Genomic DNA, 12616 nt, shown 5'->3' on the forward strand with positions numbered 1-12616 from the left:
AAAAGCCCAACACCTATTTCACGTCGACAGTAATCTTCTTCGACTCGACGCTCGGCTTGAACGGCACGTGATACTGGTCACCCAGCACCAGTTGCAGGGTGTGCTTGCCCGGGGTCAGGGTAATGCTGGTTTCGGTCTGTGCCTTGCCAAAATGCAGCACCTGCGGCCCGGCTGGCAGTGGGGTGCCGGCCTCTGGCATCAGGCTGGTCGGCAGCGGCATGTCGGCGACGGGCTCTTTGTCCACATCCACTAGCAAGTGGTGGTGGCCGGTGTGTGGGGTCTGGTCGCCGGCAGGCTTCAGGCCCATGCCTTCAATGCCGAACTTGACGGTAAAGGTCTTGTCGACGGTGGCACCATCGGCGGGGGAAACGATGAAGACCTTGGCATCCTTGGGCGGCTCCTGGCTCTTCAGGGCGTCTGCGGCACTGGCCAACACCGACGCTCCCATCAGTAAACCGGCAACGGCAGCACGCGAAAATAGGCTGTTCATTCACTTCTCCTGTGATTCACTCATTGACCGCAGCTTGTCATCCAACAGCGGCGGTAGTTCACCTTAGTTGAAATATGCGCCAAGGTGTTCACGTTGCCTGACAGAAAAATTTAAGTCAGGGTTAAACAATGCCGAGGCGCCAAGGTCTTAGGCTGCGTTCGATCATGACGAGGAATAAAGCCATGACGAAAGTTATTCACCTGTAAAAGAAAAAGGGGCCTTCAATGCGTTCGACCATAGGGGTACTGCTGGCAGTACTGATCAGTCCATTGGCCCAGGCGGAGCTGATCGACGAAATCGCCGACCGGGGCGAACTGCGCATTGCCGTACAAGCCGACAACCCGCCTTATGCGTTCAAGCAAGACGAGCGGCTGAGCGGTTTCGATGTGGAATTTGGCCAGGACCTGGCCCGCGAACTCGACCTGCGTGCCGAATTTGTCGAGGCCCCTGCGGACGAGGTACTGCCGGGTGTGGAAAGCGGCAAGTATGATGTCGCGCTGACCCCAGCGAGCGAAGCACTCAAGAGTGACGGGCCGCTTGACGCGAGCCTGCCGTTTGGCGAGAAGAAACTGGTGATCCCGTTCCAGAAGGACAACCCGGCGTTTGAAAGTGCTTTGAACAATGCGCTGCAGCGGTTGAAGGACAGTGGCCGCACGGCCGAGCTGGAACAGAAGTGGTTCAAGGGTGTGCAGGAGACTGCGGCCGGGCAATGAGGTTTGTGCGGTCTGTGCCGCCCTCATCGCCGGCAAGCCGGCTCCCACACTCACTCCACAGCCGGCGCAGGGCTACCCCAAGGCCCGCTGCGCCTGGTCCAGCTCCAGCTCACTGAACACCTGCACCCCCGCCCGCCGCAGCAGCGCCGCTGTGACCCCTTCCCCGGCCACCTTCACGCCACTGAACGTGCCGTCATAGGTCAAGCGGTTGCCACATGAAGGGCTGCCCGACTTCAATACCGCCACACCAATGCCATGCCGCCGCACCAGTACGAGCGCCAACTGCGCGCCGGCCAGGAACTGCGCACTGACATCTTCGCCCATGACAGTGATCACCTGTGTGCTGCCGTCGAGCACCTGCCCACCTTGCCCGCCTGGTATCTCCGCGGGTGGCCGAGGGGTCGGCAACCCGCCGGCGACTTCCGGGCACAACGGCACCACGCGGCCTTCGGCCTGCCACTGCTGCAACAAGTGCGGGTGGCCGCTGGTGCGACCGTCATAGCGCACCGGTTGCCCCAGCAGGCAAGCGCTGACCAGCACCCTGGGCAAATCAGAACGGGTCATTGCCACGCCGCCGGAACCAGCCCGTCAACGACAAGCGCTCACGCCCGGCGGGCAGCACTTCGTGAGGCACCTCACCCGACAGGAACACCACCAGGCAACCTGCCAGCGGCTCGACCAGGGGCTCGGCACCGTCGGCCAGGAACATGCGCAGCTGCCCACCATCCTGCGGCTGCCAGTCTTCGTTCAGGTAAAACACCGCCGAGACCATGCGCCGATCGTCGTCACGAAAGCGGTCCAGATGCCGGCGATAAAATGCCCCGGGTGGGTACAGGGCAAAATGGCACTCGAAATCCTGCAGGCCGAGAAACAGGCCCTGGTTGATGGCCAGCCGTAACTGGTCCATGGCCGCCAGGTACTGGTCGCAAGCCTCGGCCTGGCCAGGGTCGATCCACTGGATCTGGTCGCCGCGAATGGTTTCGCGTACTTCCTGGGCATCACCGCGCCCCACCCCGGCCGGGTTGAGTTCGCCTTCGGCATAACGGCGCCGGCACTCGACCGCCAACGCGCGCGCCAGGTCCACAGGCAGAAACAGCGCCTGTTGGGACCAGCCATGGGTGGCCAGATCGTCAACGACGGCCGCGAGCATCGGGTTTTCGGGGGAAGTATGCATGGCGCGCATCATATCCATTCGCCCTGGCGGCGCACAGCGCCACTTGGCCGAGAAACACGCACATATCTCGACAAACCGGCGCCGGGCCAAGGACAATGGTCGCCTGCCGACAGGAGTCCTGAATGCGCCGTCTGTTTTCCCTGATTCTGCTGATGATCTGCACCACGCCTGTCTGGGCAGATAACCTGGATCAACTGTACAAGGCTGCCGGCTGGCCCGACCAGCGCGCCCACTTCAACGATGCCCTCACCGCCGCCCAGGCGCGCTACCGCAACAGTTTACCGCCCGCCGTGTACCAGGCGCTGGTCGACAACAGCAACCAGCGCTTCCAGGCCCAGGCGGTAGACCGTCGTGCCCAGGCAAAGCTGCGCGCCAGCCTGGCCAACCCGGCACCGGCCCTGGCGTTCTTCCAGTCGCCGCTGGGGCGCAAGGTGGTAGCCGCCGAGCTCAAGGCCACGCGCAAGGATGAACTGGCCAGAAACGCCAAGGGCTTGCCGAAAATGCAGGCCAGCGATGACCGCCTGCTGATCATTGGCCACCTGGCTCAGGCCTTGCCAGCACGCGAAGCTGGCGCCGAAGTCAGCCTGGCCATCGCCGGGGTGGCGGCCGACAGCCTCAGCTCGATGATCCCCGGCCTGTTCGGCGGCGGCCAGGCGCAAGGCCTGCTCGACGGTCAGCGCCAGCGGCTCATGGGGCAAATTGGCGAAGACCTCAACAATACGTTGCTGTACGTGTACCGCGACCTGTCCGACGCCGAGCTGGAAGAGTTCGCCACCTTTGCCGAGTCGCCCGACGGCAAGGCCTACTACCAGGCGGCACTGGCCGCGGTGCGTGCCGGCCTGGCGGTGGGCCAGAGCAGCAATGACCTGAAGTGATCAGCCCAGGCGCTGGTCGATGAAGTCGAAGTAGCGCTGCCGAATGCCTGGCAGCTCGTTGGCCAGATGGTGACGCGCGTCGGGCAGCATCAGGATCTGCGGATCAGCGAACTTGGCCTTCAGCACCTCCAGGTTGTATGGCCAATCCACCGTGCCGTCGGCCTCTCCCTGTACGATCAATGGCCGCCGTGTACTTTTGGGCGCAGCCTCGATGCGTTTGACCCAGGCGATCAGGGCACCCACCCAGGCGGTGGGCAGCCGGCGCGGTTGCAGGGGGTCGGCCTGGAGAAACGGCAGGAAGGCAGGGTCGTTGGTGTTCTCACTGAAGCGCCGCTCGATACCATTGACGAAATGGCGCAGCACGCGATAGCTGAACTTGGACCAACGCCAGGCACATGGCCGCACCAGCGGCGCCAGCAGAATGACCTGGCCATCGACAGGGCTATGGGCACCTTGGTGCAGCAAATGGTCCACCGCGATCGCCCCACCCGTGCTCTGCCCGCACAAATGCCATGGCCGCGGCAGCTGCAACGCACGCGCCTGTTCGAACAGCGCCTGCAGCACCTGCTGGTACACCGCGAAGTCGCTGATGCTCGCCCGCTCGCCGCTGGACAGCCCATGGCCGGGCAGGTCGCAGCTGATGACCGCGAAACCTTGCCCGAGCGCCCACTCGATCACATGCCGATAGAGGCCCATGTGGTCGTAATAGCCATGCAGCAGGAACAGCGTCGCGCTTGGCTGCTCGGGTAGCCAAGCCTGCCCGACCAACTCGAACCCCGCGGCCTGGAAACCGCCCAGCCAGCTGTGGGCCGACAGGTTCAGGCCATAGAAACGCTGGTAATTCTGCGCTTGAATCGACAGCGGATGGCGCGCGGTGAACGGCGCCAGGCTGGCACGCAGGCGGTCGGGCTGAAAGTCTGGGGGCATCGGGTACATCCACAGCGAAGCAAGTATTGATCTGGGATATTCAGCTCTGGCCGGCATCGTGGCAAGCTTCGGCCATGCATTACCTGTACTGGCCCTATCGCCGGCAAGCCAGCTCCCACAGGGATATCACCAGGCCTCAGGCCGTTGACAACCTGTGGGGGCTGCCTTGCGGGCGGCAGGGCCAGTGAACCCACCACAAAAATACCAGCAGATATCCATGCAAACCCGCCTCGCCAAACCTGCCCTGATGAGCCTCGCCCTGCTGCTCTGCGCCGCCACCCTTTGGCAGGTCTACACCACCTTCCAGGCCCGTTACCTGCGCCCCTTCGACAACCAGGCCACGCTGTTCGACGGCAGCCAGTTACAGCTCCCCGCCGAGCTGGCCGGCCCGGGCCCGATCCGTGTGGTGCACTTCTGGGACCCAGCCTGCCCTTGCAATGTCGGCAATCAACAGCACCTTGCCGACCTGGTCAGCCAGTTCGCGGAACAGGGCGTGGCTTTCCACGTGCTGCAAAAGCCCGGCAGCCATGGCCAGCTGCCGGCCAACCTTACCGGGCTGCAACCGCTGGGCAGCCTGCCCGGTAGCGAACACCTGCCCGCCTCGCCGGCCGTGGCCATCTGGGATCGGCGAGGTCGCCTGGTCTATTTCGGCCCCTACAGCGAAGGCGCTGTCTGCAATGCCAGCAACAGCTTCATCGAACCTGTTCTCAAGGCACTGCTCGACGGCCGCCAGGTCAGCGCCTCCAATACCCTGGCGATTGGCTGCTATTGCCCTTGGGCAGGCTGACGCACCCGTGCGGGGTTACCCACCACCGTGGCACCGGCCGGCACATCCCGGGTCACCACGCTGCCGGCACCGACCACCGCGTTATCGCCAATGGTCACACCCGGCAGAATGATCGCCGCACCGCCGATCCACACATTGTTGCCGATGGTCACGGGGCGCCCGCTTTCCAGCCCGCTGCGCCGCACGTCGGGGTCCAGCGGGTGGTCGGCAGCGTAGATCTGCACATTGGGGCCGACCTGGCAGTCATCGCCGATAGACACCGGCACCACGTCGAGCATCACGCAGTTGAAATTGATGAAGGTGTTGCGGCCGACGCGGATGTTGTAGCCATAGTCGCAGTAGAAGGGTGGGCGGATCACGGTGCCCTCGCCCACATGGCAAAAATGCTCGCGCAGCAAGCCATGACGGGCGTCGTTAAGCAGTTCCACGCTGTTATTGTAGCGGTGCATCCAGTGCTTGCTGGCGATCTGCTCGGCCTGCAATTCAGGGCAGCCAGCGTGGTAGAGCTGACCGGTAAGCATCTTCTGTTTTTCGCTGAGTGCCATGGAAACTCCTTCCTGGGGGCAGTGCTCGTTCGCGCATCCACCCAAGGTCGGACCCTATTTTTTCGTAGATAGCTCAAGGAGTCTGCATGAAGCGCAGCCTGACCCTATTGGCCGTGGTTGTTGCCGCGGCCGCTGGCGCTGGTTACTGGTATGCACAGGGCAAGCTGCCACAGCGTGAAGGCGAAGTGGCGATGGCCGGCCTGCAGGCACCGGTCAGCGTGCGCTACGACAGCCGCGGCGTGCCGCACCTGCAAGCGCAGAACGAGGCGGACCTGTACCGTGCGCTGGGCTATGTGCATGCCCAGGACCGGCTGTTTCAAATGGAGATCATGCGCCGCCTGGCACGTGGAGAACTGGCCGAGGTGCTGGGCGACAAGCTGCTGCCCACCGACACGCTGTTCCGCAGCCTGCGCATACGCGAGCAAGCCGCGCTGATGGCCAGGCGCCAAGACCCGCAATCGCCGGCCGCCCTGGCCTTGCAAGCCTACCTCGACGGGGTCAACCGCTGGCAGGCCAGCCACCCCAAGCCGGTGGAGTTCGACCTGCTCGGTATCACCCCACGCCCGTTCACCGCCGAAGACACCCTGAGTATTGCCGGCTACCTGGCGTACAGTTTTGCCGCAGCGTTTCGCACCGAACCGGCGCTGACCTACATCCGCGACCAGTTGGGCCCTGACTACCTGAACATTTTCGACCTGGGCTGGCAGCCCGAGGGGGCCCTGGGCAAACCGCTGGCGGCGGCCGACTGGCGCAGCCTCGAAGGCCTGGCCCGGCTCAGCCACGAAGCACTGGGCGATGCCGGCATTCCGCAGTTCGAGGGCAGCAATGCCTGGGCCGTCGCCGGTAGCCGCACACGCAGTGGCAGGCCGTTGCTGGCAGGCGACCCGCACATCAGTTTTGCAGTACCGGCGGTGTGGTACGAGGCCGAACTGTCGGCACCCGGCTTCAACCTGTACGGCTACTTCCAGGCGCTCAACCCGTTCGCCCTGCTCGGCCACAACCGCGACTTCGGCTGGAGCCTGACCATGTTCCAGAACGATGATGTCGACCTGATCGCCGAACGCACCAACCCGGCCGACAGCAACCAGGTCATGGTCGATGGCCGGTGGCACACACTGGAAACCACCCAGCAGCAGATTGCGGTAAAGGGTGAAGCGCCAGTCACCCTCAACCTGCGTCGCTCGCCCCATGGCCCCATCGTCAACGATGTACTGGGCAATATCGCCGGCACCACGCCAGTAGCCCTGTGGTGGGCGTTTCTCGAAACCGAAAACCCGATCCTCGAGGGTTTCTACCAGCTCAACCGCGCCGACTCTCTGGGCAAGATGCGCGAAGCGACAGCCAAGGTCCATGCGCCGGGGCTGAACTTTGTCTGGGCCAACGCCCGCGGTGATATCGGCTGGTGGGCGGCAGCGAAGTTGCCGATACGCCCAGCCGGCGTCGACCCGGCGTTCATCCTCGACGGCGCCAGCAGCCAGGCCGACAAGCTCGGTTTCTACCCCTTCAGCGCCAACCCGCAGCAGGAGAACCCGGCCCGCGGCTATATCGTCTCGGCCAATTACCAGCCACCGGCGGCGGTGCCGATACCGGGGTACTACAACCTGCCCGATCGTGGCCGCCAGCTCGATCGCCAGCTGGCCAACCCTGAGGTGAAGTGGGACACCCAGAACAGCCAGGCGCTACAGCTGGACACCACCAACGACTATGGCCCGCGCACGCTGGCCCCGCTGCTGGCGACCCTGCGCGCCATAGCCGAAGGTGATGAAGAGAAGGAACTGGTGGAACAACTGGCCGCCTGGGCGGGCGATTACCCGCTGGACTCGACCAGCGCCACCCTGTTCAACCAGTTCCTTTACGAGCTGGCCTACTCGGCCCTGCATGATGAACTGGGCGATAGCTGGTTCCCGGTACTGATCAGTACCCGCGCCATCGACGCCGCCTTGCCACGGCTGGCGGCGGATGCCGATTCGCCCTGGTGGAATACCCGGGGTGGCAACCAGCGCACCGACCGGACCCAAGTGGTGCGTACGGCATGGCACAACAGCCTGAAGCACCTGCGCGACACCCTGGGCGACGACCCGGCGCGCTGGCAATGGGGCAAGGCCCATACCTTGACCCACAACCACCCCCTGGGGGTGAAAAAGCCGCTGAACCTGCTGTTCAACGTTGGGCCATTCGCCGCCCCCGGTACACATGAAGTACCGAACAACCTGTCGGCGAAAATCGGCCCGGCGCCATGGCCGGTCACCTACGGGCCCTCGACGCGGCGGCTGATCGACTTTGCCGATGCCGGGCAGGCGCTGACCACCAACCCGGTCGGGCAGAGTGGCGTGCCCTTCGACCGGCATTACGCAGACCAGGCCGAGGGGTATGTGCAAGGGCGGTATCAGAAGGCGCAGATGGGGGTGATTCCGGCGCAGAGCACGCTCAGGCTGGTGCCGGCGCAGTGATTGCTCTGGTTGGTATGTAGCTTTGAGATTGCCGGGGCTGCTTTGCAGCCCATCGCGACACAAGGCCGCTCCTACAAGATGGCGATTTGGTAGGGGCGCTGCGGCCGGAAGCAAAAACGCCGACACATGGGCGTCGGCGTTTTTTCGATGACTGCTGGCGGATCAGAACGCCGGTAGTACGGCGCCCTGGTACTTCTTGGCGATGAACGCCTTCACTTGCGGGCTGGTCAGGGCCTTGGCCAGTTTCTGCATGGCATCACTGTCCTTGTTGTCCGGGCGCGCGACCAGGAAGTTCACGTACGGCGAGTCGGCACCTTCGATCACCAGCGCATCCTTGGCCGGGTTCAAGCCGGCTTCGAGGGCGTAGTTGGTGTTGATCATGTCCAGGTCCACCTGGTCCAGCACGCGTGGCAGCATGGCCGACTCAAGCTCGCGGAACTTCAGGTTCTTCGGGTTCTCGGCAATGTCCTTGGGGGTGGCCAGGGCGTTCTTCGGGTCCTTCAGGGTAATCAGGCCGGCCTTCTGCAGCAGGATCAGTGCACGCCCGCTGTTGCTCCCTTCATTCGGAATGGCAACGGTGGCGCCCTCTTTCAGCTCGCTCAGGCTCTTGACCTTCTTTGAATAGCCACCGAACGGTTCGACGTGCACGCCAACCACGGTTACCAGGTGGGTGCCCTTGCCTTCATTGAAGCTCTTCAGGTAAGGCAGCGTCTGGAAGTAGTTGGCGTCCAGGCGCTTCTGGTCCACCTGCACGTTCGGCTGCACGTAGTCGGTGAAGACCTTGATCTGCAGGTCCACCCCTTCTTTGGCCAGGGTAGGCTTGATCAGCTCGAGGATTTCGGCGTGCGGTACCGGGGTAGCGGCAACCACCAGTTTCTCGGCAGCGGCGGCCAGGCCGGAAAACGCCAGGGCGGCGGCCAGGGCGGTGGTCAGCAGGGTCTTCTTCATGGTGGTCCTTATTCTGAATCTGGGCCATCGGCGATGGCGAATCGGCTGCCCAACCGCTTCACCAGTGGGCGTGAGGCGGACAATACCTAGAATTTTTATTCCGTAACAATATCTTTTATTTCGCTAGTTATTCCAAAAAACACAGTCACTACGGGTTTTGCTTATGAGCCATGGCTCGCCAGCGGTCTTGGCAGGTCGAAGTCATGGGGCAACAGCTCGGCGCTATCATTTACCAGCAAGGCAAAGTGAATGACATTCTCCAGCTCGCGGGTATTGCCCGGCCACGGGTGGCATTCCAGCACCTGCTGCGCGGCCTCGCTCACCAGGGGCACCGGGCGCTGCAGCCGGGTACTGTAGATACCCACGAAATACTCGGCCAACGGCAGGATATCGCCTGGCCGCTCGCGCAATGGCGGCAGCTCCAGCGCGCCTTCATGCAGGTAGTGGTAGAGCCGCTCGTTGAAGCGACCGGCACGCACCACCCGAGCCAGGTCGATGCTGCTGGCGGCTACCAGCCTTACATCCACCGGCTGTGGTTGTTGCGCCCCAACACGCATCACCTCACGGTTCTCCAGCGCTGCCAGCAGCTTGCCCTGGATGGCCAGCGGCAAGTCGGCGATTTCGTCCAGGTAAAGCGTGCCGCCGTTGGCCGAGCCAAACCAGCCGGCGCGGCTGCTGGCCGTACCGCCATGGCTGCCAGCGCTATAGCCGAACAACTCGGCGTCGGCATAGGTCGGGCTGATGGCCGCGCAGTTGACAGACACGAACAGCCCGCTACGGTCGCTGGTACGGTGGATCTGCCGCGCCAGCAGCTCCTTGCCGGTACCGGTCTCGCCACGAATCAGCACCGGCAAGGGTTGCGGCGCCAGGAGCTCAAGCTCATCGCGCAGCCGCTGCGAGCGTGGGTCGATGAACACCAATGCCTTGGCACGGATGCTCAACGGGCTTTTGTCCAGTTCAGGAAAGGTCAGCAGCGGCTGGCCAAACGGGTTTTGGAAAGTCATGAAAAACTCCCGCCCCAGGCCTGCGGTGGCCGGGCGTACAGGGGCCAATCAGGCGCGGCGCAGTGCCCGCTGCTCGACCCGGCTTTGCAAGCGATACAAGTAGGCGAAGCCTTGTTCCCAGCGCTCATGCCCGGACTTGACGTTGATGTGCCCGGCGTTGCTCAGCAAGCCCGCTTCGGCACCCCAGGCCTGGGCCAGGTATAACGCCCGCGGCACGCTCACGGCAGGGTCGTTGTCCGAGCTGACAACCTGGCTGGGAAATGGCAACACCCCGAGCGGAATCGGCGCAAAGTTGCGCAGCGCCGACGCACAGGCGGGCCGCTCGACGTCCGCAGGCGCCACCAGCAACGCCCCCCTCACCCGCCGCAGCAACGCCGGGCTGGCCTGCGCGGCCCAATGGGCGACGGTGATGCAGCCTAGGCTATGGGCGATCAGGATGACTGGCGAGGTCTCGGCGGCAATCGCCTGTTCCAGCGCCTGCACCCAGTCCTGGCGTTGCGGGGTCAACCAGTCATGCTGCTCGACCCGCGCGCTGTTGGGCAGGGTGCGTTGCCAGTGGCTTTGCCAGTGGTGGTCCGGCGATCCTTGCCAGCCCGGCACAATCAGGTAACGAATCGACTCATTGCGCATGGGGACGCCTCCAGTAAGTTTGCGTGCTTGGAGGCCAGTATAAGGACAGGGTTATATTCGTAAAGGAATAAGAAGCTATTTATTAATAACCAAAATTCCATGCACGGCCTTGCGCCGCGACGGGCTGCAAAGCAGCCCCGGCAATCTCACAGGCACAAAAAAGCCCGGGACCAACCCCGGGCTTTGCATCAGCCACCGCGACTCAGATATCCGCCAGCTTCTGCCAAACCTTCGGCCGGAAGAACAGCGTCTCACCACGCGCCAGGCCGGTCAGGCTATCGTGGTCCTTGACCACTTCGGCTTCGATCAACTCGCTCTGCCCTTCCACCTTCAGGGTCACCCGGGTAGTCGCGCCCAACGGCCGAATGTCGCGCACTTCGGCCGCATGGTGGCCTTCGGTTTCATGGCGCGACAAAGACACCTCGTGCGGCCGGAACAGCACATGGTGCCCTTCGCTCAACGCCAGGCGGTTGGAGTCACCGAGGAAGTGGTACACGAAATCGTTGGCCGGCTGCTCATACACCTCGCCCGGCGAACCGATCTGCTCGATCACGCCTTTGTTCATCACCACGATGCGGTCTGCCACCTCCATGGCTTCTTCCTGGTCGTGGGTGACGAATACCGAGGTCAGGTTGATGTCTTCGTGCAGCCGCGCGAGCCAGCGGCGCAGTTCTTTGCGCACCTTGGCATCCAGCGCACCGAACGGCTCATCCAGCAGCAGCACCTTGGGCTCCACCGCCAGTGCCCGGGCCAGGGCGATGCGCTGACGCTGGCCACCCGACAACTGCTCAGGGTAGCGGTCGGACAACCAGTCCAGTTGCACCATGTTCAGCAGCTCATGCACTTTCTCGGCGATCCTGCTTTCGCTTGGGCGCTCGCCCTTGGGCTTCATGCGCAGGCCGAACGCCACGTTGTCGAACACGCTCATGTGGCGGAACAGTGCGTAGTGCTGGAAAACGAACCCCACGTTGCGGTCGCGCACATCGCGGCCCGACACGTCCTCCCCATGGAACACGATGTTGCCCTGGTCCGGGGTTTCCAGGCCGGCGATGATGCGCAGCAAGGTGGTCTTGCCGCAGCCGGAAGGGCCGAGCAAGGCCACCAGCTCGCCGCTGTTGATGTCCAGGGTGATGTTGTCCAGGGCCTGGAAGCTGTTGAAGCGCTTGCTGACGTTACGAACTTCGATCGACATGAGTCATTCCTCCGCGGCGCCGTGGCGCAGGCGGTTAATACGGTTCTCGCTCCACTGCTTGAGCAGCAGGATGAAGAGCGCCAGGATCAGCAACAGGCTGGCCACGCTGAAGGCTGCGACGTGGTTGTACTCGTTGTAGAGAATTTCCACGTGCAGCGGCAGGGTGTTGGTCACGCCACGAATGTGGCCGGACACCACCGACACCGCGCCAAACTCGCCCATGGCCCGCGCAGTACACAGCACCACGCCGTAGATCAGCCCCCACTTGATGTTCGGCAGGGTCACGTGCCAGAACATCTGCCAGCCGTTGGCGCCGAGCAGCCGCGCGGCCTCCTCCTCTTGCGTGCCCTGCTCCTGCATCAGCGGGATCAGCTCACGGGCCACGAACGGCACGGTGACGAAAATGGTCGCCAAAACGATGCCCGGCAGGGCGAAGACTATTTGAATATCGTGGTCTTGCAGCCACGGCCCGAACAGGCCCTGCGCGCCGAACATCAGCACGTAGACCAGGCCGGCGATCACCGGCGACACCGAGAACGGCAGGTCGATCAGGGTGACCAGGATGCTCTTGCCGCGGAAGGTGTACTTGCTCACGCACCAGGCGGCGCTTACCCCGAACACCAGGTTCAACGGCACCGAGATGGCCACGGCGAGCAGGGTCAGTTTCAGCGCCGACAAGGCGTCGGGTTCGAGGATCGCCTCGAAGAAGGTGCCAAAACCGTTCTTCAGCGCCTGCGATACCACAATGACCAGGGGCAACAGCAAAAACAGCACGAACACCAGCCAACCAAGGCCGATCAGGATACGCCGCGAAGTGGCGCTGCCGCGGCGGGCGGCGTTGGCGGCCGCGCTTGCACTCAGGGATGAACTGGACATGCCGG

At 63.6% G+C, this 12616-nt stretch carries 14 protein-coding genes; 4 read left to right on the forward strand and 10 right to left on the reverse strand.

All coding sequences use genetic code 11. From position 1 onward, the window contains the following. Nucleotides 1-13: 13 nt before the first annotated feature. The gene (locus GEV39_RS24035; RefSeq protein ID WP_173891483.1) at nt 14-490 is read right to left on the reverse strand and encodes a DUF4399 domain-containing protein; all 477 of its coding nucleotides are present in this window, start codon (nt 488-490) and stop codon (nt 14-16) included. 224 nt (nt 491-714) lie between these two features. Here GEV39_RS24035 and GEV39_RS24040 point away from each other — a divergent pair, with 224 nt between their 5' ends. Further along, the gene (locus tag GEV39_RS24040) at nt 715-1203 is read left to right on the forward strand and encodes a transporter substrate-binding domain-containing protein (protein WP_054913340.1); all 489 of its coding nucleotides are present in this window, start codon (nt 715-717) and stop codon (nt 1201-1203) included. 72 nt (nt 1204-1275) lie between these two features. Here GEV39_RS24040 and GEV39_RS24045 read toward each other — a convergent pair whose 3' ends face one another. Both GEV39_RS24045 and GEV39_RS24050 read right to left on the reverse strand, forming a co-directional pair. Continuing rightward, a complete protein-coding gene (locus GEV39_RS24045) occupies nt 1276-1767 on the reverse strand; it encodes a 2-thiouracil desulfurase family protein (protein WP_009683690.1) in 492 nt (163 codons plus the stop codon). Next, nucleotides 1754-2386 carry a 2OG-Fe(II) oxygenase gene (locus GEV39_RS24050; protein WP_054913349.1) on the reverse strand — a complete coding sequence of 211 codons (633 nt, stop codon included), beginning with the start codon at nt 2384-2386 and terminating at the stop codon, nt 1754-1756. The genes GEV39_RS24045 and GEV39_RS24050 overlap by 14 nt, the downstream gene beginning before the upstream one ends. Nucleotides 2387-2499: 113 nt before the next feature. On the opposite strand from GEV39_RS24050, the gene GEV39_RS24055 reads away from it, so the two are divergent. Further along, entirely contained in the window at nt 2500-3252 is a 753-nt protein-coding gene (locus GEV39_RS24055; RefSeq protein WP_054913341.1) for a DUF2059 domain-containing protein, read from the forward strand. On the opposite strand, the gene bipL is transcribed toward GEV39_RS24055, so the two are convergent. Continuing rightward, complete coding sequence (gene bipL / locus GEV39_RS24060) at nt 3253-4179, reverse strand: phospholipase BipL (RefSeq protein WP_173891484.1); 927 nt, start codon at nt 4177-4179, stop codon at nt 3253-3255. It abuts the gene before it with no gap. A gap of 217 nt (nt 4180-4396) precedes the next feature. Here bipL and GEV39_RS24065 point away from each other — a divergent pair, with 217 nt between their 5' ends. Next, the gene (locus GEV39_RS24065; protein WP_173891485.1) at nt 4397-4966 is read left to right on the forward strand and encodes a DUF6436 domain-containing protein; all 570 of its coding nucleotides are present in this window, start codon (nt 4397-4399) and stop codon (nt 4964-4966) included. Here the strand turns inward: GEV39_RS24065 and GEV39_RS24070 are convergent. Next, the gene (locus GEV39_RS24070) at nt 4945-5511 is read right to left on the reverse strand and encodes a sugar O-acetyltransferase (protein WP_110679517.1); all 567 of its coding nucleotides are present in this window, start codon (nt 5509-5511) and stop codon (nt 4945-4947) included. The two genes, GEV39_RS24065 and GEV39_RS24070, sit on opposite strands and share 22 nt — an antisense overlap. Before the next feature lie 86 nt (nt 5512-5597). On the opposite strand from GEV39_RS24070, the gene GEV39_RS24075 reads away from it, so the two are divergent. Then, nucleotides 5598-7961 (forward strand): penicillin acylase family protein, encoded by a 2364-nt coding sequence (locus GEV39_RS24075; protein WP_173891486.1) that lies wholly within the window; start codon nt 5598-5600, stop codon nt 7959-7961. A gap of 162 nt (nt 7962-8123) precedes the next feature. Here GEV39_RS24075 and GEV39_RS24080 read toward each other — a convergent pair whose 3' ends face one another. The 5 genes from GEV39_RS24080 to cysW form a co-directional block, all read right to left on the reverse strand. After that, nucleotides 8124-8909 carry a MetQ/NlpA family ABC transporter substrate-binding protein gene (locus GEV39_RS24080; RefSeq protein WP_173891487.1) on the reverse strand — a complete coding sequence of 262 codons (786 nt, stop codon included), beginning with the start codon at nt 8907-8909 and terminating at the stop codon, nt 8124-8126. A gap of 161 nt (nt 8910-9070) precedes the next feature. Next, nucleotides 9071-9913: a sigma 54-interacting transcriptional regulator gene (locus tag GEV39_RS24085; protein ID WP_173891488.1), complete on the reverse strand. Its 843-nt coding sequence runs from the start codon at nt 9911-9913 to the stop codon at nt 9071-9073. 48 nt (nt 9914-9961) lie between these two features. Then, nucleotides 9962-10543: an alpha/beta hydrolase gene (locus GEV39_RS24090; RefSeq protein WP_173891489.1), complete on the reverse strand. Its 582-nt coding sequence runs from the start codon at nt 10541-10543 to the stop codon at nt 9962-9964. Between the two features lie 202 nt (nt 10544-10745). Next, the gene (locus tag GEV39_RS24095) at nt 10746-11735 is read right to left on the reverse strand and encodes a sulfate/molybdate ABC transporter ATP-binding protein (RefSeq protein ID WP_173891490.1); all 990 of its coding nucleotides are present in this window, start codon (nt 11733-11735) and stop codon (nt 10746-10748) included. 3 nt (nt 11736-11738) lie between these two features. Then, the gene (gene cysW / locus GEV39_RS24100) at nt 11739-12611 is read right to left on the reverse strand and encodes a sulfate ABC transporter permease subunit CysW (RefSeq protein ID WP_009683703.1); all 873 of its coding nucleotides are present in this window, start codon (nt 12609-12611) and stop codon (nt 11739-11741) included. Between the last annotated feature and the right edge of the window lie 5 nt (nt 12612-12616).

Origin of the sequence: Pseudomonas sp. NY5710, from assembly GCF_013305665.1 — a bacterium.
Classification (GTDB): Bacteria; Pseudomonadota; Gammaproteobacteria; order Pseudomonadales; family Pseudomonadaceae; genus Aquipseudomonas; species Aquipseudomonas juntendi.

Excerpts from the sequence above, each read along its gene's own strand:
- GEV39_RS24035 (WP_173891483.1), bottom strand. The coding sequence starts at position 490 with ATGAACAGCCTATTTTCGCGTGCTGCCGTTGCCGGTTTACTGATGGGA.
- GEV39_RS24040 (WP_054913340.1), top strand. The coding sequence starts at position 715 with ATGCGTTCGACCATAGGGGTACTGCTGGCAGTACTGATCAGTCCATTG.
- GEV39_RS24045 (WP_009683690.1), bottom strand. The coding sequence starts at position 1,767 with ATGACCCGTTCTGATTTGCCCAGGGTGCTGGTCAGCGCTTGCCTGCTG.
- GEV39_RS24050 (WP_054913349.1), bottom strand. The coding sequence starts at position 2,386 with ATGCGCGCCATGCATACTTCCCCCGAAAACCCGATGCTCGCGGCCGTC.
- GEV39_RS24055 (WP_054913341.1), top strand. The coding sequence starts at position 2,500 with ATGCGCCGTCTGTTTTCCCTGATTCTGCTGATGATCTGCACCACGCCT.
- bipL (WP_173891484.1), bottom strand. The coding sequence starts at position 4,179 with ATGCCCCCAGACTTTCAGCCCGACCGCCTGCGTGCCAGCCTGGCGCCG.
- GEV39_RS24065 (WP_173891485.1), top strand. The coding sequence starts at position 4,397 with ATGCAAACCCGCCTCGCCAAACCTGCCCTGATGAGCCTCGCCCTGCTG.
- GEV39_RS24070 (WP_110679517.1), bottom strand. The coding sequence starts at position 5,511 with ATGGCACTCAGCGAAAAACAGAAGATGCTTACCGGTCAGCTCTACCAC.
- GEV39_RS24075 (WP_173891486.1), top strand. The coding sequence starts at position 5,598 with ATGAAGCGCAGCCTGACCCTATTGGCCGTGGTTGTTGCCGCGGCCGCT.
- GEV39_RS24080 (WP_173891487.1), bottom strand. The coding sequence starts at position 8,909 with ATGAAGAAGACCCTGCTGACCACCGCCCTGGCCGCCGCCCTGGCGTTT.
- GEV39_RS24085 (WP_173891488.1), bottom strand. The coding sequence starts at position 9,913 with ATGACTTTCCAAAACCCGTTTGGCCAGCCGCTGCTGACCTTTCCTGAA.
- GEV39_RS24090 (WP_173891489.1), bottom strand. The coding sequence starts at position 10,543 with ATGCGCAATGAGTCGATTCGTTACCTGATTGTGCCGGGCTGGCAAGGA.
- GEV39_RS24095 (WP_173891490.1), bottom strand. The coding sequence starts at position 11,735 with ATGTCGATCGAAGTTCGTAACGTCAGCAAGCGCTTCAACAGCTTCCAG.
- cysW (WP_009683703.1), bottom strand. The coding sequence starts at position 12,611 with ATGTCCAGTTCATCCCTGAGTGCAAGCGCGGCCGCCAACGCCGCCCGC.